The sequence below is a fragment of the Kitasatospora sp. NBC_00458 genome, assembly GCF_036013975.1.
Taxonomy (GTDB): Bacteria; Actinomycetota; Actinomycetes; order Streptomycetales; family Streptomycetaceae; genus Kitasatospora.
Window position 1 is genome coordinate 2,694,087 of record NZ_CP107904.1, and the last position, 22,613, is coordinate 2,716,699.

The 22,613-nt window shown below is 69.9% G+C and carries 12 protein-coding genes; 10 read left to right on the plus strand and 2 right to left on the minus strand.

Going from position 1 to position 22,613, the window contains the following annotated elements; genetic code table 11:
- Nucleotides 1-17 precede the first annotated feature (17 nt).
- Nucleotides 18-1,973 (minus strand): regulator, encoded by a 1,956-nt coding sequence (locus OG550_RS10610; RefSeq protein ID WP_327676445.1) that lies wholly within the window; start codon nucleotides 1,971-1,973, stop codon nucleotides 18-20.
- 309 nt (nucleotides 1,974-2,282) lie between these two features.
- Here OG550_RS10610 and OG550_RS10615 point away from each other — a divergent pair, with 309 nt between their 5' ends.
- From OG550_RS10615 to OG550_RS10645, 7 genes are all read left to right on the plus strand, one after another.
- Nucleotides 2,283-3,044 (plus strand): 3-hydroxybutyrate dehydrogenase, encoded by a 762-nt coding sequence (locus OG550_RS10615; RefSeq protein ID WP_327676446.1) that lies wholly within the window; start codon nucleotides 2,283-2,285, stop codon nucleotides 3,042-3,044.
- Between the two features lie 161 nt (nucleotides 3,045-3,205).
- On the plus strand, nucleotides 3,206-4,609 hold the full coding sequence (locus OG550_RS10620) for an MFS transporter (protein ID WP_327676447.1): 1,404 nt from the start codon (nucleotides 3,206-3,208) through the stop codon (nucleotides 4,607-4,609).
- 332 nt (nucleotides 4,610-4,941) lie between these two features.
- Nucleotides 4,942-6,930 (plus strand): helix-turn-helix domain-containing protein, encoded by a 1,989-nt coding sequence (locus OG550_RS10625; protein WP_327676448.1) that lies wholly within the window; start codon nucleotides 4,942-4,944, stop codon nucleotides 6,928-6,930.
- A gap of 302 nt (nucleotides 6,931-7,232) precedes the next feature.
- Nucleotides 7,233-8,003 (plus strand): lipoyl(octanoyl) transferase LipB, encoded by a 771-nt coding sequence (gene lipB, locus OG550_RS10630; protein ID WP_442906144.1) that lies wholly within the window; start codon nucleotides 7,233-7,235, stop codon nucleotides 8,001-8,003.
- A 327-nt stretch (nucleotides 8,004-8,330) separates the two neighbouring features.
- Nucleotides 8,331-9,302 carry a lipoyl synthase gene (locus tag OG550_RS10635; RefSeq protein WP_327676450.1) on the plus strand — a complete coding sequence of 324 codons (972 nt, stop codon included), beginning with the start codon at nucleotides 8,331-8,333 and terminating at the stop codon, nucleotides 9,300-9,302.
- 239 nt (nucleotides 9,303-9,541) lie between these two features.
- Nucleotides 9,542-9,727, plus strand: a complete 186-nt coding sequence (locus OG550_RS10640; RefSeq protein ID WP_327676451.1) for a hypothetical protein — start codon at nucleotides 9,542-9,544, stop codon at nucleotides 9,725-9,727.
- A 97-nt stretch (nucleotides 9,728-9,824) separates the two neighbouring features.
- A complete protein-coding gene (locus tag OG550_RS10645; protein WP_327676452.1) occupies nucleotides 9,825-10,514 on the plus strand; it encodes a DUF4191 domain-containing protein in 690 nt (229 codons plus the stop codon).
- A 305-nt stretch (nucleotides 10,515-10,819) separates the two neighbouring features.
- Here OG550_RS10645 and OG550_RS10650 read toward each other — a convergent pair whose 3' ends face one another.
- Nucleotides 10,820-11,287, minus strand: coding sequence for an RDD family protein (locus OG550_RS10650; protein WP_327676453.1), 468 nt, complete (start codon nucleotides 11,285-11,287; stop codon nucleotides 10,820-10,822).
- 310 nt (nucleotides 11,288-11,597) lie between these two features.
- Here OG550_RS10650 and glnA point away from each other — a divergent pair, with 310 nt between their 5' ends.
- The 3 genes from glnA (at nucleotide 11,598) to pglX (ending at nucleotide 22,604) form a co-directional block, all read left to right on the plus strand.
- Nucleotides 11,598-13,010 carry a type I glutamate--ammonia ligase gene (gene glnA / locus OG550_RS10655; RefSeq protein WP_327676454.1) on the plus strand — a complete coding sequence of 471 codons (1,413 nt, stop codon included), beginning with the start codon at nucleotides 11,598-11,600 and terminating at the stop codon, nucleotides 13,008-13,010.
- A gap of 1,189 nt (nucleotides 13,011-14,199) precedes the next feature.
- Entirely contained in the window at nucleotides 14,200-18,927 is a 4,728-nt protein-coding gene (gene pglW, locus OG550_RS10660) for a BREX system serine/threonine kinase PglW (RefSeq protein ID WP_327683802.1), read from the plus strand.
- Nucleotides 18,924-22,604, plus strand: coding sequence for a BREX-2 system adenine-specific DNA-methyltransferase PglX (pglX, locus tag OG550_RS10665; protein WP_327676455.1), 3,681 nt, complete (start codon nucleotides 18,924-18,926; stop codon nucleotides 22,602-22,604). The genes pglW and pglX overlap by 4 nt, the downstream gene beginning before the upstream one ends.
- Nucleotides 22,605-22,613: the final 9 nt, after the last annotated feature.

Here is a 22,613-nt window from a genome sequence, read left to right on the forward strand (position 1 = left end):
GGTGGGACGCAGGGCTGTCAGATCACCCCCGCCTGACGGACGGTTTCCTCGAACGCCCGGGCGACCGGGCTGCCGCGGTACGGGGTGAGCCGGCGGTGGAAGTCCCGCACGTACTCCAGCGAGCGGGCCGAGCGCATCTCCCCCGCCGCCCGCAGCGCGTCGGTGGCCATGCCGCAGGCCTCGTCGAGGTCGCCCATGCCGAGCCGGGCGGTGGCCAGCACCAGGCGGCAGAAGATCCGGCTCCTGGCGTAGGCGGGTGAGCGCAGCCGCAGCGACTTCTCGGCGTGCTGGGCGGCCGTCCGCCACTGCTGGAGGTCCCGGTAGCAGTGGGCGAACTCGTCGGAGAGCTGGGCCTCGTCGAAGAACCGGGCCCAGGAGGGCAACTCGTCACCGGCCCGGGCCGCGGCCAGCGACCGCTCGGCGCGGACGAGCGCGGTGGTGCAGGAGCGGACGTCCCCGAGCAGGCCGTGCCCGCGCGCCTCGGCGGCGTGCAGCAGCGCCTGCACGGTGGGCGGCACGGCCCCGCCCACGCCCTGCTGGGCGACCCTGGCGAGCTGGACGGCCTCCCGGCCGTGGCCGAGGTGCACGGCCTGCTGGCTCATCGTCACCAGGACGTACCCGCCGAGCGCGCGGTCCCCGGCGGCCTGGGAGAGCCGCAGGGCCTGCACGAAGTAGCGCTGGGCGAGGCCGTGCGCGGCGATGTCGAAGGACGTCCAGCCGGCCAGCCGGGTGAGGTCCGCGACGGCGCCGAACAGGGCGCGGCCGATCTGCTCGCCGTAGCGGCCGCGCAGCATCGGCTCGGCCTCGCTCTCCAGGTAGCGGACCAGCGCCTGGCGGGCGTGGCCGCCGCCGTAGGCGTGGTCGAGCGCGCGGAAGAGGTCTCCGACGGCACGGATGGCGGCGATGTCGCCCCGGCCGACCCGCAGCGCCGGACGGGACTCGCGGGCCGGGTCGTGGTACGGCGGCTCGACGGCGATGGGCGGGCGGCGGCTCTGGGTCGGCACCCGGCCGAGCGCGGTCGTGCCGGCGGCCGACCCGGAGGCCGGCCCCGCGGTCGCCCCGGTGGCCTGGCCGGAGCCGGCGGGCGCCCCGGACTGGGCGGCGGCCCGGCCGGCGGGCGCACCCGGCGCGGCGGAGGCGCCCGGGGCGGGGCCGCGGCCCGGGGTCGGGGCGGACCCCGCCGGGGCGGGCGGACCGGCGGGTGGTGCCCCGCTGCCCGGATCGGGCCGGGCCAGGGTGGAGCCGTCCCGGGCGACGCGCTCGTCGGTCCGGCCGATCAGCCAGTCCCGGCTGGGCACGACCAGTCCGGCCGGGGTGAAGGCGATCCGGCGCAGCTCGGACTGCGGGCCGTTGTCCTTGCGCCACATGCTCGCCACGATGTCCACCGCCTCCTGCGGCGTCTCGGCGAACTCCAGGCCCGCGTAGACCGGGGCGCAGGCGTCCAGGCCGAGGTCCTGGGCGGTGAGGCGGCGGCCGAGCCGGCGGGTGAACACCTCGGCGATCAGCGCGGGGGTGGCGCCCCGCGGCTGCTGGCCCCGGAGCCAGCGGGTCACCGAGGTCTTGTCGTAGCGCAGGTCCAGCCCGTGCTCCAGGCCGAGCTGGTCGACCCGGCGGGCCAGGCCGGCGTGCGAGAAACCGGCCTCCTCGATCAGCGCCGCCAGCTGGAGGTTCTGCGTGGCCGACCCGGAGTGGCCGCCCGCCTGGCCGCCCGCCTGGCCGCCCGTCGGACCGGCCGCGGGACCGGCCGCCGGGCCGCCGGACGGGCCGGGGGCCGGGCCGTTCCGGGCGGGCTCGTCCGCGGTGGCCAGGGCGGCCGGGTGCCGTTCGGGCATGGCCTGCGCGGGGAGCCGCAGCTCGTCGGCGGCCGGGGCGTCGGGGGCGTCCGGAAGGGCCCGGCCGACCGGACCCCGGTGCTGGTCGAGCGGGTCGAGCGGTCCGTACGCCGGGCTGTCGGTTGCAGGCCTTTGGGGCATAGTCAGTCAACACCTCTCGGACGCCGCACCGGCTCCACCAGCGGTTCGGCTGCCTGTGGCGACGCCCCCTGTCGGGAATCGGCGTGAATGTAGCGAGCATTCGGGCGCTATGGGTGGTTCTGACCGAGCAATCCTCCGAACGGGTGAAGCATCCGCGCCCATTGTGGGGAAGACGCCTCAGGATGGGTTTGGCTTTGACGGCCTCACCCGCCGATCGGCCGTCGTGGCGGTGATCACCACAGTTCGCCGGGGTGCTGTGGCGGGCCGCCACATAGGAGTGCGGGCCCGGGATTCCTACCGTTCTCGGCCATGGACACCACTTCAGCCCGCCCGCTCGAAGGCCGCACCGCCCTGGTCACCGGGGCCGCCTCGGGCATCGGCCGGGCCTGCGCCGAGGCCTTCGCCGCGGCCGGCGCCCGGGTCTACGTCGTCGACCTCGCCGGCGACCCGGCCCGCCGGCTCGCCGAGCGGATCGGGGGCGTCGCGCACGTCACCGACCTCTCCGACCCGGAGGCGGTGGAGGCGCTCCCCGCCGACGCCGACATCGTGGTCAACAACGCCGGCCTCCAGCACGTCGCACCGGTCCACGAGTTCCCGGTCGACCGGTTCACCCTGATCCAGCGGGTGATGGTGGAGGCCCCGTTCCGCATCCTGCGCCGGACCCTGCCGCACATGTACGCGCGGGAGTGGGGCCGGGTCGTCAACGTCTCCTCCGTCCACGGCCTGCGGGCCAGCGCCTTCAAGTCGGCCTACGTGACCGCCAAGCACGCGCTGGAGGGGCTGAGCAAGACGGTCGCCCTGGAGGGCGCGCCGTACGGCGTCACGAGCAACTGCGTCAACCCCGGCTACGTCCGCACCCCCCTGGTGGAGCGCCAGATCGCCGCCCAGGCCCTCGCCCACGGCATCCGGGAGGACGAGGTGGTGGAGCGGATCATGCTCGACCGCACCGCCGTCAAGCGCCTCATCGAACCGGACGAGGTCGCCCGGCTCGTCGTCTGGCTCTGCTCCCCGCACGCCTCCTACATCACCGGCGCCAGCCTCCCGATCGACGGCGGCTGGACCGCGCGCTGACCGGCGGCCCGAGCCGCAAGCACGGTCCGGGGGACCACAGTCCCTCCCCGACCTGTGTGGTTCACCCACATAGCCCAGGGGGTCGGCGCTTCCTACCGTGTGGCGACGTCCTCCCCCCGCCCCGTTCCCCTCCCTGTTCCCCCGGCCCGGAAGTGGTGATCATGACATCCGCTGTCCCCACCCAACCGACGAACCGCTCGCTGCCCCGCGTCGTGGCCGCGAGCCTGATAGGTACCACCATCGAGTGGTACGACTACTTCCTGTACGGCACGGCGGCCGCGCTCGTGTTCGGGAAGCTGTTCTTCCCGTCGAGCGATCCGCTCACCGGGACGCTGCTCTCCTTCCTGACCTACGCCATCGGGTTCGCGGCACGGCCGCTCGGCGCGCTGGTGTTCGGGCACTTCGGGGACCGGGTGGGGCGGAAGAAGCTGCTGGTGGTGAGCCTGCTGCTGATGGGCGGGTCCACCACGCTGATCGGGTGCCTGCCGACCTACGGCTCGATCGGCGCGATGGCCCCGGTCCTGCTGACCGCCCTGCGGCTGGTGCAGGGGTTCGCGCTCGGCGGCGAGTGGGGCGGCGCGGTGCTGCTGGTCTCGGAGCACGGGGACGCGCGGCGGCGCGGGTTCTGGGCGTCCTGGCCGCAGGGCGGGGCTCCGGCCGGGAACCTGCTGGCGGCGGGCGTGCTGTCGCTGCTGACCACCGTGCAGTCGGAGGAGGCCTTCCTGTCCTGGGGCTGGCGGGTGCCCTTCCTGCTGTCGGCGGTGCTGGTCGGGGTGGGGCTGTGGATCCGGCTGGCGGTGGACGAGTCGCCGCTGTTCAAGCAGGCGCTGGCCCGGGCGGAGGCGCGCGAGGCGCAGGGGAGGGCCGAACAGCCGCCACTGGTGGCGGTGTTGCGGAACCACTGGCGGGAGGTGCTGGTGGCGATGGGCGCCCGGATGGCGGAGAACATCTCGTACTACGTGATGACCACGTTCGTCCTGGCCTACGCCGTCACCCACGTGCACCTGTCGAAGCAGACGGCGCTCAACGCCGTACTCATCGCCTCGGCCGTCCAGTTCGCGCTGATCCCGCTCTTCGGTGCGCTCTCCGACCGGGTCGGCCGCAAACCGGTGTACCTGGTCGGCGCCGTGGGCGTCGGCGTCTGGGCGTTCGTCTTCTTCGGGCTGGTCGACACCAGGTCCTTCGGATCGCTGCTGCTGGCGGTCACCGTCGGCCTGGTCTTCCACAGCGCGATGTACGCGCCCCAGGCCGCGTTCTTCTCAGAGCTGTTCGCCACCCGGATGCGCTACTCCGGTGCCTCGATCGGTGCCCAGTTCGCCTCGGTCGCCGCGGGCGCTCCGGCCCCGCTGATCGCCACCGCGCTGCTCAGGGACCACGGCAGCTCCACGCCGATCTCGGTGTACGTCGCGATCGCCGCCGTCATCACCGTGCTGGCCGTGCTCTGCGCACGGGAGACGCGTGGAAACGACCTGGCGGAGGGGGACGTTCCGGGGGACGCGGCGGTGGGGACAGGGCAGGGGAAGGGGACGGACGACGCGGTGGTCGCCAAGCCAGCGGCCGCGTGACGCCCCTGGCGGCCTGACGGGGCATCGCGGGGCGCCGTCGCGGGCGGGGGGCGGGGGCGGGGCTCGTGGGCGGGGGCGTGGGCAGGGGTCGTGAGCGGGGCTCGCGGCCGGGACCGGCGAGCAGGGGCCGCGGACGTGCTTCGCGGGGCCGGATCGTGACACGGCGTCGCGAGACGGCACCGCGGGGCGGGGCGCGGAGGTCCGGAGCGGCCTCCGGCGGTCGGCGCCCACCACCGCACGAGCGCCGACCGCCCACGGCCACCCCGGCTGAACAGCTACGATCGCGCTTCCCTCCCCAGGGCCGAGTCCCACTGCCGATTGGCGGCCGCACCATGAACGACCGCGCCACGAACGACAGCGCCACCGACCGCAGCGCCACCGACGAGGGCGCCGCGAACGACCCCCGCCCCGGCTCGGCACCGGCGCTGCGGCGGCTCCTCGACCTGCTCGCCTCGGGCGCCGCCACCGAGGACTTCGCCGACGTCCTGGCCGACGCCCGCCGCGGGGGCGCGCCGGCCGCGGTGCTGAGCGAGATCGACGACGCCACCTGGCAGGCCCTGCGCGTCCACCGGACGCTGCGCCAGCACCGGCGCCGGGAAGCCGAACTGACCGCCCTGTTCGACACCGCCGGGGACCTCGCCGCCTCCCGGGACCTCGACGCCGTGCTCCAGGCCATCGTCCGCCGGGCCCGGATGCTGCTCGGCACCGACACCGCCTACCTGACCCTCCCGGACGAGGCCGCCGGCGACACCTACATGCGGGTCACCGACGGCTCGGTCTCCGTCCTCTTCCAGACCCTGCGGCTCAGCCTCGGCGACGGCCTCGGCGGCCTGGTCGCCCAGACCGCCCGCCCGTACGCCACCCCCGACTACCGGACCGACGACCGGTTCCACCACACCGGCACCATCGACGCGGGCGTCCTCGACGAGGGCCTGGTGGCGATCATCGGGGTGCCGCTGCTGCTCGGCGGCCGGGTGATCGGCGTCCTGTTCGCCGCCGACCGCTCGCCGCGCGCCTTCTCCCCCGACGAGGTCGCACTGCTCTGCACGCTGGCCGCGCACGCCGCGATCGCGCTGGACACCGCCAAGTCGCTCGCCGACACCCGGGCCGCACTCGCCGAGCTGAACACCGCCAACGCGCTGATCCGCGCCCACTCCGCCGCCGTCCAGCGCGCCGAACAGGGCCACGACCGGCTCACCGACCTGGTGCTGCGCGGCGCCGAGGTCCCGGACGTCGCGGCCGCCGTGGCCGGCCTCCTCGGTGGCGAGATAGCGGTCCTGGACGCCGAGGGCGAGCCGCTGGCCGGCCGGGCAGCCCCCGGCTCCGGACTGGCCGAGGCGGCGGCCGCGTCCCGCGCCGAGGGCCGCTCGGTGCCGCACGGCGACGCCTGGGTCTGCGCGGTGCTGGCCGGCCAGGAACAGCTCGGCACCCTGGTGCTGCGCGGCCGCCCGGACGTCGACGACGCGGACCGCCGGCTGTTCGAACGGGCCAGCGTGGTGACCGCGCTGCTCCTGCTGCTGCGCCGCTCGGTGGCCGAGACGGAGAACCGGGTCCGCGGCGAGCTGCTGGCCGACCTGCTCACCGCCCCCGGCCGGGACCCGGCCGGGCTGACCGCCCGCGGACGGCGGCTCGGGGTCGACCTCGGGCGCCCGCACCTGGTGCTGGTCGCCGAACCCGCCGGAACCGGCGGCGGCACCGCCACCGCCACGGACCGGGCCCGGCTGGCGGGCGCCGCCGGGCGCTACCTGTTCGGGTCCAAGGGGATCAGCGCGGAGCACGGCGAGGCGGTGGTGCTGCTCGTGCCGTCCTGCGACGGCGAGCCCGGGGACACCGCGCAGCGGGCGGCCGCACAGGCCGCCGAACGGCTCGCCCGGCTGACCGGGTTCCCGGTCACCGTGGGCGCCGGGCGCCCCGCCGCCGGCCCGCTCGCGCTCGCCGCCGCGCACGCCGAGGGCCAGCGCTGCGTCCGCGCGCTGCAGGTGCTCGGCCGGGCCGGGGACGGCGCCTCGGCCGGGGCGCTCGGCTTCCTCGGCGTCCTGCTCGGCGACGGCCACGACGTGGGCGGCTTCGTCCGGGCGACGCTCGGCCCGCTGCTGGAGTACGACGCCCGGCGCGGCACCGAGCTGGTCCGCACCCTGCGCGCGTACTTCGACTGCGGAGGCAGCCTCACCCGGGCCAAGGACGAGCTGCACGTCCACGTCAACACGGTGGTGCAGCGGCTGGACCGGGTCGAGGTGCTGCTCGGGCGGGACTGGAACCACCCCGAGCGTTCGCTGGAGCTCCAGCTGGCGCTGCGGCTGCAACTGCTCTCGGAGACCTGAGCGGGGCGTCGGCAGCGGACCGACGGCAGCGGGACCGGCGGCAGCGAGGTCGGCGGCAGCGAGGTCGGCGGCAGCGAGGTCGGCGGACACCTGAGCGGGGCGTCGGAAGCGAGGTCGGCGACGGGGCGAGCGGCAGCGGGGGGCGGGCGCGGCCACGGGGCGCGACGGCACCGCTACGGGGCGGGGCCGGCCACCGCCAAGGCACCTGGACGGCCCCTCGGCGGGCGGGCGTACAGTGGCCAGGTTGGTCTCGAACGCCTGGCAAGGAGCAGTTGGTGAGCGAGAACGTACGTTTCGTGCGGATGGGCATAGGCGAGGGCGCCGTGCCCTACCAGGAGGCCTGGGAGGAGCAGCAGCGGCTGCACGCCCTGCGGGTCGCCGACGAGATCCCGGACACGGTGCTGCTGCTGGAGCACCCGCCCGTCTACACCATGGGCAAGCGCACCAACCCCGCCGACCTGCCGCTGGACGGCACCCCGGTGGTCGAGGTCAACCGGGGCGGCGAGATCACCTGGCACGGCCCTGGCCAGCTGGTCGGCTACCCGATCGTGAAACTCCCCGACCCGATCGACGTGATCGCGTACGTGCGCCGGCTGGAGGAGTCCCTGATCCGCGCCTGCGCCGCGATCGGCGTGGACACCACCCGGGTCGAGGGCCGCAGCGGCGTCTGGGTGCTGGGCGACTCCCTCCCCGACGCGGTGGTGGACCCGTCCCAGGTGGTGGACATCGGCAAGCTCTCCCTGCGGATGGGCCTCCCGCTGGGCATCGACCCGCGGCTGGCCGGCCCCGAGTACGCGCCCTCCAACGCCGGGCAGCGCGGCGGCGACCGCAAGCTCGCCGCGATCGGTGTCCGGGTCGCGCGCGGGGTGACCATGCACGGCTTCGCGCTCAACTGCGATCCGGACATGACCTGGTTCGACAGGATCGTGCCGTGCGGCATCCGGGACGCCGGCGTCGCCTCGCTGGCCGGCGAGCTGGGCCGGGACTTCACCGTCGCCGACGCGCTGCCGCTGGTCGAGAAGCACCTGGCCGAGGTGCTCGCCGAACTCCCCGAGCCCGCGCTCGGCCGCTGACCGCCCCGCGGTCCGCGCGCCACCGACCTCGACCGCCTCCGGGCGCAACGCCACCACCTGCGATGCCACCGACCTCGACCGCCTCCGGGAGCGACCGCCACCGGGCCGTCGGCCAGGGCGTCGCGCCGGTCGGAGGCACCGTCCCCGGAACCACCGTCCACGAAGCCACCGCCCTCCGGGCCGCCGCCCCGAAGTCCCGGGCGGCTTCCGGGGAATCTACCCGCCGGTAGTGCTGTTGCCCTGCGATTGCAGGGCCACCGCCCCGACGAAGGCCGTACAAGCACAGGCGTACCCTGGGGGTACCCCGTCTAGTTCTAGGAGTCGCACGTGTCCGCTGTCGCACCCGACGGCAGGAAGCTTCTCCGCCTGGAGGTCCGCAACAGCGAGACCCCCATCGAGCGGAAGCCCGAGTGGATCAAGACCCGCGCGAAGATGGGCCCGGAGTACAACGCCCTCCAGTCGCTGGTGAAGAAGGAGGGGCTGCACACCGTCTGCCAGGAGGCCGGCTGCCCCAACATCTTCGAGTGCTGGGAGGACCGCGAGGCGACCTTCCTCATCGGCGGTGACCAGTGCACCCGCCGCTGCGACTTCTGTCAGATCGACACCGGCAAGCCCGCCGATTTCGACCGCGACGAGCCGCGCCGCGTTGCCGAGTCCATCGTCACCATGGACCTCAACTACGCCACCATCACCGGTGTCGCCCGCGACGACCTGCCGGACGGCGGAGCCTGGCTGTACGCCGAGACCGTCCGCCAGGTGCACGCGATGACGGCCGGCCGCGAGAGCGGCCGCACCGGCGTCGAGCTGCTGATCCCCGACTTCAACGCGGTGCCCGAGCAGCTCGCCGAGGTCTTCTCGTCCCGGCCCGAGGTGCTGGCGCACAACGTCGAGACGGTGCCGCGGATCTTCAAGCGGATCCGCCCGGCGTTCCGCTACGAGCGCTCGCTGGACGTCATCACCCAGGCGCGCGCGGCCGGGCTGGTCACCAAGTCCAACCTGATCCTCGGCATGGGCGAGACCCGCGAGGAGGTCAGCCAGGCGCTGGCCGACCTGGTCGGGGCCGGCTGCGAGCTGATCACCATCACCCAGTACCTGCGCCCGTCGCTGCGCCACCACCCGGTGGAGCGCTGGGTCAAGCCGCACGAGTTCGTCGAACTGCAGCAGGAGGCCGAGGAGCTCGGCTTCGCCGGGGTCATGTCCGGCCCGCTGGTGCGCTCGTCGTACCGCGCCGGGCGGCTGTACCGGCAGGCGCTGGAGCACCGCGAGCAGCAGGAGCAGCACGAGCAGGCGGCGGTCTGAGCCGCGGCCCGGTGCGGCCCGGCGGTTTTACGCCATCGGAGGGGGCGGAGCTTCGGCTCCGCCCCTTTCGCTTCACCGGGCTTTGACTGCCTGGTCACGGACTGGTAACACGGGGTGGGGACGATGGCGGGGTCGCGATCGTTCGATTCTTCTCGGCCACGGCACCTCGCGGCCGCGCGACAGCGGGGACGAACAGGTCTTCGCGGAGAATCTCCCCGGCACGAGAGGAGCTGTTCGGCATGCGGGTCGGTATCCGGTCCATGGGCACCGCGCTGAGGCTGGCCGAGAGCGTGCTGCTGGCGGGCGGTCAGCGCCAGGCCCGGCGAAATGCCTGGTCAGCGGTCTGCGAGAACCGTCAGTACGCCGCCGACAGGGAGCGGGACGCCCGGGTCGCGACCGTCCCCGCGAAGGCCGCGGGGCACTGACGGAGGACGTCGGTACGGGGGCGCACGGGTCACGGTTCGGGGCGAACGGGGACCCGGGCTTGGATATCCCGTACCCACGCCACGTACCATGAGCGTTATGGCGAGGGAAACATCCGAGAACCCCGGGCGACTGAAGCAGATCCGCCTGGCGTACACCATGACCAAGAAGGTCGACACCAAGATCGGCCTGATCATCGCCGGCGTCGGCCTGCTGACCTTCGGCGTGTTCCTCGCCATCGGCTTCGCGATCGAGCACCCTGTCTACCTGGGCATCCTGGGCTTCATCGTGGCCTTCCTGGCCATGGCGATCGTCTTCGGGCGCCGGGCCGAGCGCGCCGCGTTCGGACAGATGGAGGGGCAGCCCGGGGCCGTCGCGGCGGTGCTGAACAACATCCGGCGAGGCTGGAGCGCGAGCTCCACCCCGGTCGCGGTCACCCGTAACCAGGACGCGGTCTACCGCGCCGTGGGCCGGGCCGGCATCGCGCTGATCGGCGAGGGCAACCCGAACCGGGTCCGCCAGCTGCTGGCGTCCGAGAAGAAGAAGATGGCCCGGGTCGTCGGCGACGTGCCGGTGCACGACATCGTGGTGGGTACTGGCGAGGGCGAGATCCCGCTCAAGAAGCTGCAGATCCACCTGATGCGCCTGCCCCGTGCCATCACCGCCTCCCAGGTCACCGAGACCAACGACCGCCTGCGGGCGCTGGGCGACCTGCTCTCCAAGGCGCCGATCCCCAAGGGCCCGATGCCCAAGGGCGCCCGGATGCCCAAGGATGGCCGGGTCCGCTGACCCCCTCCCCCGTCGAAACAGAACGGCCCCTCCGCGGAAGCTCCGCGGCGGGGCCGTTCTTACGTTTCCGGTTCCTGCGCTTCCGGTGGGTCGGGCGCGACGCCGGTCGGCGATCCTGACCGCCTGGCCCGGGGGCTCCGGGGGCTCCGGGGGGCCTCCCCTCCCGGGGGCTCCCGAGGCTCTCGGACGGGGCCCCGGCTCGCGGATCACGGCCGTGGCCGAGCCTCCGTGGCCGAGCCTCCGATCCCGGGCTCCGGTCCCGAGCCTCCGGTCCCGGCTCGCCGCCGGGTCGGCTCCCGGTCCGATCAGATCCTGACCTCGACCGTGCCGACCGCCTTGTCGTGCAGACCCCGGGTGTCGCGGTCCCAGACCAGGGCCGGCACCAGCAGGCAGAGCAGCACCGTGCGCAGCAGCACCTGCGGGATGGTGGCCCGGCCGCCGTCCAGGCGGACCACCCGCAGGCCGAACAGCCGCTTGCCGACGGTCGTCCCGGTGGTGGCGAGCAGCAGCACGGTGACGGTGAAGAACAGCGGGGTCGTCCACATGTTGGCCGAAGCCGCCGTGCCCTTGCCGATCAGCCCGAAGGAGACCAGCGCGACCAGCCAGCCGTCGACGAACAGGGCGCCCATCCGGCGGCCCGGGCCGCCGATCGAGCCGGGACCCTCCTGCGGCAGTCCGAGGCGCTCACCGCGGTAGCCGAAGTCGGCGCCCATCTTCTCGGCGGCCGCCTTCGGGCCGTCGATCCACGATCCCAACGCTTCTCTGGTGTCCACCGATCCACACTAACCGGGCATACACCCGGCTCCGGCACCGCCTCCCCCGGGGAGTCCCGGAGAAGCTCCGGAGGAGGCCCGGAGCCTTCCCCCGAAGAGTGAACCGCGTCACCCGGGCTTTCCCTCACCCTTCCCGAGTGGTCCAGACCACTTCACGGGCCCGACCTGGGCGGGCGAGGCGTTTTGTCCGAGACCGTACGGCTTTGCCGCCCCTCCGACCACGGCGGTTAACATTCAGGAAACGACTGGGTCACCGGTCGGAAACGGGCCATTCCTAGGGTGAGCCCCATTCGCACGCCGAGGAGGACGAATGTTCAACAACGCCACCGAAGTGAAGCAGTTCATCCAGGAGAACGACGTCAAGTTCGTCGACGTCAGGTTCTGCGACCTGCCCGGCGTCATGCAGCACTTCTCCGTACCCGCGGCGACGTTCGACCCGTCCGAGGTCCTGATGTTCGACGGCTCGTCGATCCGGGGCTTCCAGGCGATCCACGAGTCCGACATGGCCCTGGTCCCCGACCTCGCCACGGCGAGGCTCGACCCGTTCCGCCAGGAGAAGCACCTCAACATCAACTTCTTCATCCAGGACCCGGTCACCGGCGAGGCCTACAGCCGCGACCCGCGCAACGTCGCCAGGAAGGCCGAGGCCTACCTCGCCTCCTCCGGCATCGCCGACACCGCCTTCTTCGGCCCCGAGGCCGAGTTCTACGTCTTCGACTCGGTGCGGTTCGACACCAGCGCGAACGCCTCGTACTACCACATCGACTCCGAGGCCGGCGCCTGGAACACCGGCTCCGCCGAGGGCGACGCGCGCGGCTACAAGGTCAAGTACAAGGGCGGCTACTTCCCCGTCCCGCCGGTCGACCACTTCGCCGACCTGCGCGCCGAGATGTCCCTGGAGCTGGCCAAGGCCGGCCTGGAGGTCGAGCGCCAGCACCACGAGGTCGGCACCGCCGGCCAGGCGGAGATCAACTACAAGTTCAACACCCTGCTGCACGCCGCCGACGACCTGATGCTGTTCAAGTACATCATCAAGAACGTCGCCTGGCGCAACGGCAAGACGGCCACCTTCATGCCGAAGCCGATCTTCGGCGACAACGGCTCCGGCATGCACGTCCACCAGTCGCTGTGGACCGAGGGCTCGCCGCTCTTCTACGACGAGCAGGGCTACGCCGGCCTCTCCGACACCGCCCGGTACTACATCGGCGGCCTGCTCAAGCACGCCCCGTCGCTGCTGGCCTTCACCAACCCCTCGGTGAACTCCTACCACCGCCTGGTGCCCGGCTTCGAGGCCCCGGTCAACCTGGTCTACTCGCAGCGCAACCGCTCGGCCGCGATCCGCATCCCGATCACCGGCTCCAACGCCAAGGCCAAGCGCATCGAGTTCCGCGCGCCCGACCCGGCCTCCAACCCGTACCTGGCCTTCGCCGCCATGCTGATGGCCGGCCTGGACGGCATCAAGAACAAGATCGAGCCGCTGCAGCCGGTCGACAAGGACCTCTACGAGCTGGCCCCCGAGGAGCACGCCAACGTCCCCCAGGTGCCGTCCTCCCTCCCGGCCGTCCTGGAGGCCCTGGAGGCCGACCACGAGTACCTGCTCGCGGGCAACGTCTTCACGCCCGACCTGATCGAGACGTGGATCGACTTCAAGCGCACCCACGAGATCGCCCCCATCGCCCTCCGCCCCCACCCCCACGAGTTCGAGCTCTACTACGACCTGTAGGAAACCCTCCGACCTGCGGAGACGCAGTTCGATCTCTCAACGTTTCCGCAGGCCAGTACGTTGCTGACCTGCGGAAACGCGCATGCGGGCGCGGGCACCGAGTGCTGGCCAGCTCGCGGTGTGAGATGGACGTGAAATGAGTTCGATCTCGACCCAGACCACTCGGTGGTCTCAAGCGGCGCATCTCGCCTCGCCGTTCCGTAACGGTGAGTAGCCGTCGGCTGTGGACGCGCTAAGTCGCTATGGTGGTAGTGCTCACTGACGATCCTGATCCAGCAGGGGGACAGCCGCGTGGTTGGTCTTGGCCGCCCGTTCCATGACACGCCTGCACGGTGAACGCAGGCGGTCTGGTATAGCCAGCTCCACCAACGGCTGGGAAACTCGCGGGGTGGCGAGGAGAGGTGGGAGGCCGAACAGAGCGGGGTACAGCGGAGAAGCTTAGAGACGAGCAGATTCTGGTCGAGCAGGTAGTCGAGTGGATCCTCGGTGGAATTGGTGGTCACAGCTGCGATCGCCGCCTTGACCAAGCTGGTACCCCGCCACGTCAGGCATCACCGCAGCGTCATACGGGTCGGTTGTGGCCCACAGCTGAAGGCTATGGACGATGGTGCGGTCAGTGCCAGCAACCATGCGGAAGGTGCTGTCGACAAGGAAGTCTGGTGCGAGGAGGGAAGCTGCCAGCGACCAAGATGGCGCTGCTGCCGGCCCCGTCCTCGACGACACCCCGGTCGTGTCGTAGCGAACACCGGTGACGGCCATCAGCAGGTCAACACTGTCACCGTCTGCGGTTAGCTGCCGCTGCACAAGGGCGACCTTCTTGAGGACCGAGTCGCCGCTAGCCGGGCTGTGCTTGGTGAGGCGATCCACCTCTGACCGGCGGAGCCGTCCGCGGCGTACCTGAGCTGCGGCGGAATGCCGCGCAGCAGGACGACGTGGTCCACGTTACCGACATTCTCATACTCGGCACGGACGCTCCGAAACGGGTCGGGCAGCCGAGCGGCGCCCTCCCTCACGAGAACCAGATGGCGCTGGAGACCTTACGACGTGCAGCTGGCATGCCTGAGCTGCTCGATTACGCCAGTTCGGGGACCTTCGAGGAGGATAAGCTGGGCTCAGGGGCCGTGATGGAGGATGGAGAAGCCCGACGGCAGGCCCACGGTCGGCTGGGCGGAAGGAGTAGGCAGGCGTGATGGAGGATGGCCGCTGGACGACGGTCACCGACTCCGAGTTCGAGCACGAGCGCCGCGGGTTGAGTGCCATCCGCCGGCAGCTGCCGAACGCTGACCCGTGGCGCGCCTGGTCCAACTTCACCTTCACCGCCAACAGCGGGCACGTGCGTGAGGTCGACCTGCTGGTTGTCACGCCTGGCGGCGTACATCTGATCGAGCTCAAGGATTGGCACGGCTCGGTCGAGTCTCGCAACGGCACCTGGCTGCAGACTCAGCCGAGCGGCCGCCAGGTCGCTCACAGTAACCCGTTGCATCTGGCCAACAAGAAGGCCAAGGAACTGGCCAGCCTGCTCTCCCAGAGCGCCGGGCCGCACGATCGCAAGCGCTGGTGGGTCTCCGAGGCCGTCTGCTTTACCGACAACGCCCTTGATGTGCGCCTCCCGTCCCATGATCGCAACGGGGTCTTTGACGTGAAGGGGCTGGTCGAGCACCTGTCCCGGCCGCCGCGCGACGAGGCCAGCCGGATCAAGAGTGTGGACTCCGCCCAGCTCACGCGCCTGCTGGCCCGCATCGGCATCGCCCGCAGCAACGCGGAGTACCGGGTTGGCCCGTACCGGCTCGACCGCAAGGCGTTCGACAGCGGGCCCACTTGGGCCGACTACCTGGGGCACCACGCCGACCTTCAGGAGGTAGCGCGGGTCCGAATCTATCTGCGCGAGCGCGGCGCGGACCAGTCGCTCCAGGAGTCGGTGGAGCGAGCTGCCCGGCGCGAGGCCGCGGTTCTCACCGGTTTCCGTCATCCCGGCGTTGTCCAGCTGGCGCAGTACGACGCTTCGGGCCACTCGGCAGGCCCAGCGCTGATCTTCAAGTATGACCAGCGAACCCTGCGCCTGGACGAGTACATGGCCCAGTATGGCGAGAAGCTCGACCTGCCAGCCAGGATGGCACTGGTCCGGCAGCTCGCCGAGACCGTCCGCTCCGCCCACAGCCGCCGTCTCTACCACCGGACGCTCTCCGCGCGGGCAGTGCACGTCGTCCCCGTGCGACGCACGCCGGGCGCCAGCGAGGACGCGGCCTGGCTGACGCCCCGACTTCAGCTCTCGGACTGGCAGGTCGCGCTGCGCTCGGGCTCCGCCAGCCAGGGCGGGACAGCGGCGCTGGAGCGGGCCGGTCTGGCGCCGACGCGCGCCTCACACCTCGGCCAGCACCTCTCCGAAGCGGCAGACCCCTACCTGGCACCGGAGCTGACGGTCCGTGACGCTGACCCGATCGCGCTCGATGTGTACGGCCTGGGCGTGCTCACCTACCTGCTGGTCACCGGCCAAGCTCCTGCGTCCAGCCAGGCAGAGCTGGAGGCGAAGCTGGAGCAGGACGAAGGCCTGCGGCCCGGCGCCGTCAAGGACGGGGTGCCACAGGATCTCGATCTGCTGGTCGACTGCGCCACCGCCTACGACCCGCAGCGACGCCTGGCAACGGTGGACGAGTTTCTGGAGTTGCTAGAGGACGTCGAGTCCGCGATCACCGAGCCGACTGCAGGCACGGGTAGTGCTGGACATGACGCCAAGAAGCAGTCGGCGGCAGACGCCGGCACGGTCCCGGCTCACACAAAGCCCGAGCCGGAACCGGAGCCGGACCCCCTCCAGGCCGTGGCCGGGCAGGTCCTGGCGGGACGTTGGGAGGTGCTGCGCCGGATAGGCACCGGCTCCACCAGTCGGGCTTTCCTCGTCCGCGACCTCACAGTGGAAGAGGAAGGCAAGACCCGTAGCCTCGCAGTACTGAAGATCGCGCTCTCGGACAACCGAGCTGCGGTGCTGCGCCGCGAGGCTGAAAGCATGTCCCTGCTGCGCCCGGACTCCCGGGTGATCCGCCTAAAGGTGCCCGAACCGGTGCTGATCGGCGGTCGGACGGTGCTGGTCCTTGAGTACGTCGGTGACGAGCGTGCCGCTCTGGAAGGTAGGAGCAAGCAGGAGACTGTCGCCCGGCAACTGCGTGAGCAGGGTCGGCTGACGATCGACCAGCTGGACGCCTACGGGGACTACCTGTTCGGCGCGGTGGACTTCCTGGAGGGCGAGGGTGTCTGGCATCGCGACATTAAGCCGGACAACATCGCAATCCGGGTGCGTCCCAATCGCACCCGCGAGCTGGTGCTGATCGACTTCTCGCTGGCCAATCTTGACGTCAAGGAGGTCGAGGCTGGGACAGAGGGCTATCTCGACCCTTTCATCGGCACGCTGACCCGCAGTGTCTACGACGCACACGCGGAGCGCTATGCCGTCGCTGTGACTCTGCACGAGATGGCATCTGCCGAGCTGCCCGTCTGGGGCGACGGCCGTGCCCTGCCGAGACAGACCGATCCGGTCGCCTTCCCGACAGCCCGGGTGGCGGCCGACGCCTTCGACCCGCAGGTCCGGGACGCGCTGATCGCCTTCTTCGCGCAGGCGCTCCATCGGGACGTCGCCAAACGATTCAGCGACCTGAAGCCGATGCGGGACGCGTGGAAGCGAATCTTCCTCGCACTGGATGAAGTCCGGCCTTCCAGCCGCACTCGCCACGCCGACCCGTCTGCCCCGACCGGTCCGGAGCAGCAGACTGTCGCCGAAGGGGACACCTCTGCCGAGGCAGCGGTCACGGAGGCCGAGCCGGAGAGCGTCTCGGATCATCGCAACGCGCTCGCAGCGCAGGTCACCTCCGGGACCCTGCTCGACCTTTCCGGCCTCAGCCCGGCCGCGGTCTCCTTCGTTCACGGCCTCGGTCTGACGACCGTGCAGGATCTGCTCGACCTGAGCCAACGTGGTTTGGTGAACAAGCCGGGTCTGGGTGCCAAGACCCGCCGTGAGCTGCAGGACCGGATGAAGCAGTGGCGCATCGCCCTCGCCCAGCAGCCGGCCGCACCGCTGGGCGCGGAGGGGCGGGAGGCTGCGGGCGCTGAGCTCAGCGAGCTGGAGGCGGAGGTCGCGCGGCTGGCCGTCACATCCGGAGCCGATCCCTCCACGTTCTCGACGCAGACCCTGCGCCGCTTCAGTCTGGATATTCTGGCGACGCTGTTCGTCCCCGAGCTGAACAGGCAAAGCAGCAATCGCAAAACGGTGGAGACCGTGCGTCTGCTGCTACGCCTGCCAGGCGAGAACAGCGAATTGCCGGGCGGCCATGCTTGGCCTCGGCAGAGCGACTTCTACCAGCAGGTCGGCATCACGCAGGGCCGGGTCGCGCAGATCGTCTCCGAGCAGCGCCGCCGCTGGGCCAAGCACCCTGCGATCGAGCAGGTCCGGGCTGAGGTCATCGAGCTGCTCGCCGGCCTGGGGCGTGTAGCTTCTGCGGTGGAGATCGCGGATGCTCTCGCCGTACGGCGTGGCACCCAGCTGCAGGACAAGCGGCATCGCCGGGCCCTGGCGCTCGCAGCGGTCCGGGTCGCGGTGGAGATCGACCAGCTGAAGCGGGATGACAAGGCGATCGCTCACCTAGCGAACCGGGACGCGGCCGATGACGTCCTTGGCGCGGGGCTGCTGGCGCTGGAATACCGCGAGGCCATCGACGCGCCCGATACCCCGTCCGCCCCCGGGCTCTTGGACTACGCGGCACGACTCGGCAAGGTCGCCGACCGACTGGCCCGCTCGGAGACACTGCCGACTTCGGGGACAGTACTGACAGAGCTGTCAGCCGTCGCCCAACCGAGCGGCAATGTGCCCGAGTGGGACGAGCGCCGGATGGTGACGTTGGCAGCTGCTGCTTCCCAGCGGGCGGCCGCGACACCTCGTCTGGAGATCTATCCGCGCGACCTGTCCCTGGTGCGTGCTCTGCGGATTACCCAGGCCGGCGTGGTGCGATGGGTGCCAGAGCTGCCGACCGAACTGCAGCCGGGGCTCACCGCGGCGGACGTCCACAGGCATGTACGGGCACGCTTCCCAGAGTTGTCAGCGGAGCTACCGGAGGGCGGCGCGCTGTCACGGGCGCTGGCGGAGGCTGGATTCGACCTCGTGCTGGGCGTCCGCGAAGGAAGCCGCCAGGAGCGCTACATCCCTCGCCCCATGGACGGCAGGACCACCGGGGCTACGTTCATGACCGTGATCCCCGGCCGCGGCTCCGATCGTAGCTCGTCCAGGCCGGCGACGACGCAGCTTTACTCCGACAATCCTGAGGAGCGCTTGCAGGCCCGCGCCGACCAGCAGCTCGCGGACGCTCGGGAGCGCGATGGGTTCAGAGTGCTGACCGTCCGTACCCAGGTGGCAGGCGCGGCGCGGGAAGCGCTCGTGCGGGAGTACGGCGTCGAGCCAGTGTCCGCGGCAGGCCTCTTCCTGGCCGCGCTGCACGAGCAAGTGGATCCTCGCCCCAGGCCGACCTGGGAGACGATCCTGCGTGCGGACGTCGCGCCGGCCGGAACGACGGCGCGGATGAAGTTCAGCGAGTATGCCGTCACTGCTTGGGGCGCGGCCGAGGCGCGACTCACGGATCTGGTGCGAACAGGGGAAAGCAGTCCGTTGCTGGTGACCGACGCGGCGGTCTTCGCCCGGTACGACGCAATGGGCGTCCTGCACCGGCTCGCCGAATGGGCGCGGCAGGGTCGACGCGGCCTCTGGCTGCTGTGTCCGCAGTCGGACGCCACGGCACCGCCGCACTTCGGGGCGACGGTGGTGCCGTATCAGGCAGGCCTTAACGAGTGGGTCAAGCTCAACGATGCTTGGGTGAACGAGAAAAAGCTGCCAGCCGCACCGGCGATGGCGAACGTGAACGGGACTGGAGATTCGCAGTGATCGACCGCAAGGCGCTGTTGGCGGACCTGATCAAGCAGGTGAAGCTTGTCGAGGCTGACCTGAAGAAGCAGATCCCGGCGGTGCCAGAGGTACGGGACCGACTGCGCGCGGAGTACGACAAAGCGCGGGAGGTCGGGCGTACGGCGAGTACCTGGACCGAGTGGAGCGGCGAGCGAGCCACGCAGGCTGCTGTCGCGTGGGTTCTGGGTACGGTGTTCGTGCGGTTCTGCGAGGACAACGGGCTGATCGGCGAGCCGTATCTGGCGGGCCCGGAACGGGAGCGCTTCGCGCTGGCGGAGGAACGGCAGGAGGAGTTCCTCGCTGCGGACGCAGCGCGGACTCACCGTGACTGGCTACTGGCTGCGTTCGGGGAGATCGGCGCAGGCCAAGCGGGGCGTCTGCTGTTCGACGAGAAGCACAACGCGCTGTTCCAGGTTCCGATCTCACACGACGGCGCGAAGGAGCTGGTGGCGTTCTGGCGACTGCGCGGCGAGGACGGCTCGCTGGTGCACAACTTCGCCGACCCGCTTGTCGTGGACGCGGACGGCGTGCCGAGCGGGTGGGACACGCGGTTCCTCGGAGACCTGTACCAGGACCTGTCGGAGTCGGCGAGGAAGACGTACGCGCTGCTGCAGACCCCGGAGTTCGTGGAGGAGTTCATCCTCGACCGGACGCTGGACAAGGCCGTGCTCGAGTTCGGGTACGAGGGTATCCGCATGATCGACCCGACATGTGGATCGGGCCACTTCGTGCTGGGGACGTTCTGGCGACTGTTCGGCCTGTGGACGAAGGGCCGGCCGGGCAAGGATGCGCACGAGCGGGTCCGGGCGGCGATGAACTCCGTGCACGGGGTGGACATCAACCCGTTCGCGGTGGCGATCGCGCGATTCCGACTGCTGGTCGCGGGGATGTCGGCGGCGGACGTGCGAACGCTCGTGGAGGCCGGGAAGTACGACTGGCCTATGCACCTGGCGGTGGGCGACTCGCTCATCAAGCACCGGCAGCTGGAGCTAACACTGTTGGGTGAGACCACGGGCGACCCGCTGGCCGAGTTCGCATACGCGACGGAGGACGTGCAAGAGCACAAGGGGATCCTGGAGGAGGGCAGCTACCACGTTGTCGTAGGAAACCCGCCTTACATTACGGTGAAAGACAAAAAGCTTAACGCGCTTTACAGGGATCTATACAAGTCATGCGCGGGCATCTATGCACTATCAGTGCCGTTCGCAGAACGATTCTTTCAGCTGGCCCGCACCGGCCGAACCGATGGTCGCGAATATGGCTTCGTAGGACAAATCACGTCGAACTCTTTCACAAAGAGAGAATTCGGATCCAAGCTGATCGAACAGTACTTCGCACATAAGGTCGAACTTACCGAAGTTATCGACACATCAGTTGCCGTTATTCCGGGCCATAAGACTCCAACCATCATTCTGATTGGGCGACGACGATCCGGAGCCGCCCGCGCAACTACGGTTCGCACTGTCCGGGGAATTCAGAGCGAATCCGCCTCAGAGGTCGATAGCAAGCCAGGTCCGGCATGGCAAGCAATCGTGGATCAGATCGACACACCCGGATCCGCGAGCCCCTGGGTCTCGGTGGATGACCTGGACCGCGGCCAGTATTTTGGCAAGAAGCCTTGGATTCTTAATGACGGTGGCCTAGATCTAGTAAATCAGCTCGAAACGATCAGCTCGTCCCACCTGAGCGATCATGTCCTTCGGATTGGATTCTACGGCGATACTCATGCCGATGATGCAATGATCTTCCCCGGGGATGTACTTGCTCGTGCAGCCGCAGAGCCTGATTACATTAGGAAAATCTGCATCGGCGAAGATACGCGCGACTACACATTCACCAGCGGCAGTCACGTCTACCATCCATACGATGATTTGCGCCAACTGGCGCCAATCAACCGTATGCCAAATCTTTCACGGCTCCTCTGGAGCAACCGGACCGAGCTGGGAAATCGATCAACCTTCTCTGGGAACACTTATTTTCAAGACAATAAGCCCTGGTGGAAGTGGCATCAACTCCCCAAAGATAGCGAAGCGCACCCCTGGTCTCTCAATCTGGCATTCGTAGCAACCCATAATCATTTCACGCTAAATCGCAATGGCTACGCAGCCACGCGAACCGCCCCAGTGGTAAAGCTCAAGAGTGGCTCGACAGAAGAGAAGCATTTTGGCCTCCTTGGAATTCTGAACAGCTCCACAGCTTGCTTCTGGCTGAAGCAGTACTGCTTCTGCAAGGGAAATGCTACGGCATCGAGCGGCATGGCGGATCAGCCATGGTCGTGGAACTATGAATTCAATGGCACAAATCTTGAGAAGCTACCAATTCCTGCACACTTTCCCGTTTCACTCACGGCAACCCTCGACTCACTAGCCCGCGAGATGACGTCTGCAATCGCACCGACGCCTGGGGCTGGCGGCGCGCCAACGCGGCAAGCACTCCGTTCAGCGCGCGAGAAATGGGAAAGAGTTCGGGCTAAAATGATTTCCTATCAAGAGGAGCTGGACTGGCAGGTATATGCACTATATGGCTTGCACGCAGATGATCTCCGAATGACCGGAGAACAAGTTCCCGATCTTGCATTGGGGCAGCGTGCATTTGAGATCGTCTTGGCTCGTAAAGTTGCACAAGGTGAGGTAGAAACCCGATGGTTCAGCCATCATAACTCTATTCCCATTACCGAGCTTCCCGACCACTGGTCCGACGAGTACAAAACAATTGTCAACGCCCGGATCGCCGCTATCGAGTCCTCCCGTGCGATCAACCTCATCGAGCGCCCCGAGTACAAGCGCCGCTGGCAGACCGAAGGCTGGGAGAAGCTTGAAGCTCAGGCGCTACGCGCCTGGCTGCTCGGGCGCATCGAGGCGCGCCACTTCTGGTACTCCTACGACGAAAACGTCGTCGAGCAGCCCCGTATCCAGACAGTCTCCTCGCTCGTCAGCGAGCTGACCCAGGACGAGGACTTCGTTTCCGTCGCCGCGCTCTACGCACCGCAAAAGGGCCTCGCCGACACCGTCGCCGCGCTGCTCTCGGACGAACATGTCCCATTCCTTCCCGCCCTACGCTATAAGCCCACCGGCATGACCAAGCGCATTCAGTGGGAAGAGGTCTGGGCGGAGCAGCGTCGCGAGGATGCCGCACCTGACGAGCCGTCGAAGAGGAAGGTCCGCGACGCGATCCCCGTCCCACCGAAGTACACCTCCGCCGACTTCCTCAAGCCGTCGTACTGGAAGGCTCGCGGCAAGCTCGACGTGCCAAAGGAGCGCTTCGTCTCCTACCTCTCTCCGGCCCTCCTCGGCTGGGCCGGCTGGGATCACCGTGAGCAAGCACAGGCCCTCGCTGTGCACATCACCGAGCGTTACCAGAATGGTGCGGACCGAGACGAGCTGCTCCCGTTGCTCGCCGGGCTGCTCGAGCTCCAGCCATGGCTGATGCAGTGGCACAACGAGTTCGACGCGATGTACTCCGGTAGCCCCGCCGGCTTCTTCGAGGGATTCCGTACCAACCTGCAGGGTGAGTTCGGCATCACCGACGACGACCTCCGCTCCTGGCGCCCGGCCCCGCCCGCCCGTGGGCGTGCAGCTACTGCCCGGAAGACCAAGAAGGCGGCCACACCGGCTCCTGACACGCTCCCCGAGCCAGCTTCCGACTCCCATATCTGACCACCCCTC

Bases quoted from the DNA above. Each gene is read 5' to 3' on its own strand.
- OG550_RS10620 (WP_327676447.1), top strand. From the start codon at position 3,206: ATGACATCCGCTGTCCCCACCCAACCGACGAACCGCTCGCTGCCCCGC.
- pglW (WP_327683802.1), top strand. From the start codon at position 14,200: ATGGAGGATGGCCGCTGGACGACGGTCACCGACTCCGAGTTCGAGCAC.
- OG550_RS10610 (WP_327676445.1), bottom strand. From the start codon at position 1,973: ATGCCCCAAAGGCCTGCAACCGACAGCCCGGCGTACGGACCGCTCGAC.
- lipB (WP_442906144.1), top strand. From the start codon at position 7,233: ATGGGCATAGGCGAGGGCGCCGTGCCCTACCAGGAGGCCTGGGAGGAG.
- OG550_RS10625 (WP_327676448.1), top strand. From the start codon at position 4,942: ATGAACGACCGCGCCACGAACGACAGCGCCACCGACCGCAGCGCCACC.
- OG550_RS10645 (WP_327676452.1), top strand. From the start codon at position 9,825: ATGGCGAGGGAAACATCCGAGAACCCCGGGCGACTGAAGCAGATCCGC.
- OG550_RS10640 (WP_327676451.1), top strand. From the start codon at position 9,542: ATGCGGGTCGGTATCCGGTCCATGGGCACCGCGCTGAGGCTGGCCGAG.
- OG550_RS10615 (WP_327676446.1), top strand. From the start codon at position 2,283: ATGGACACCACTTCAGCCCGCCCGCTCGAAGGCCGCACCGCCCTGGTC.
- glnA (WP_327676454.1), top strand. From the start codon at position 11,598: ATGTTCAACAACGCCACCGAAGTGAAGCAGTTCATCCAGGAGAACGAC.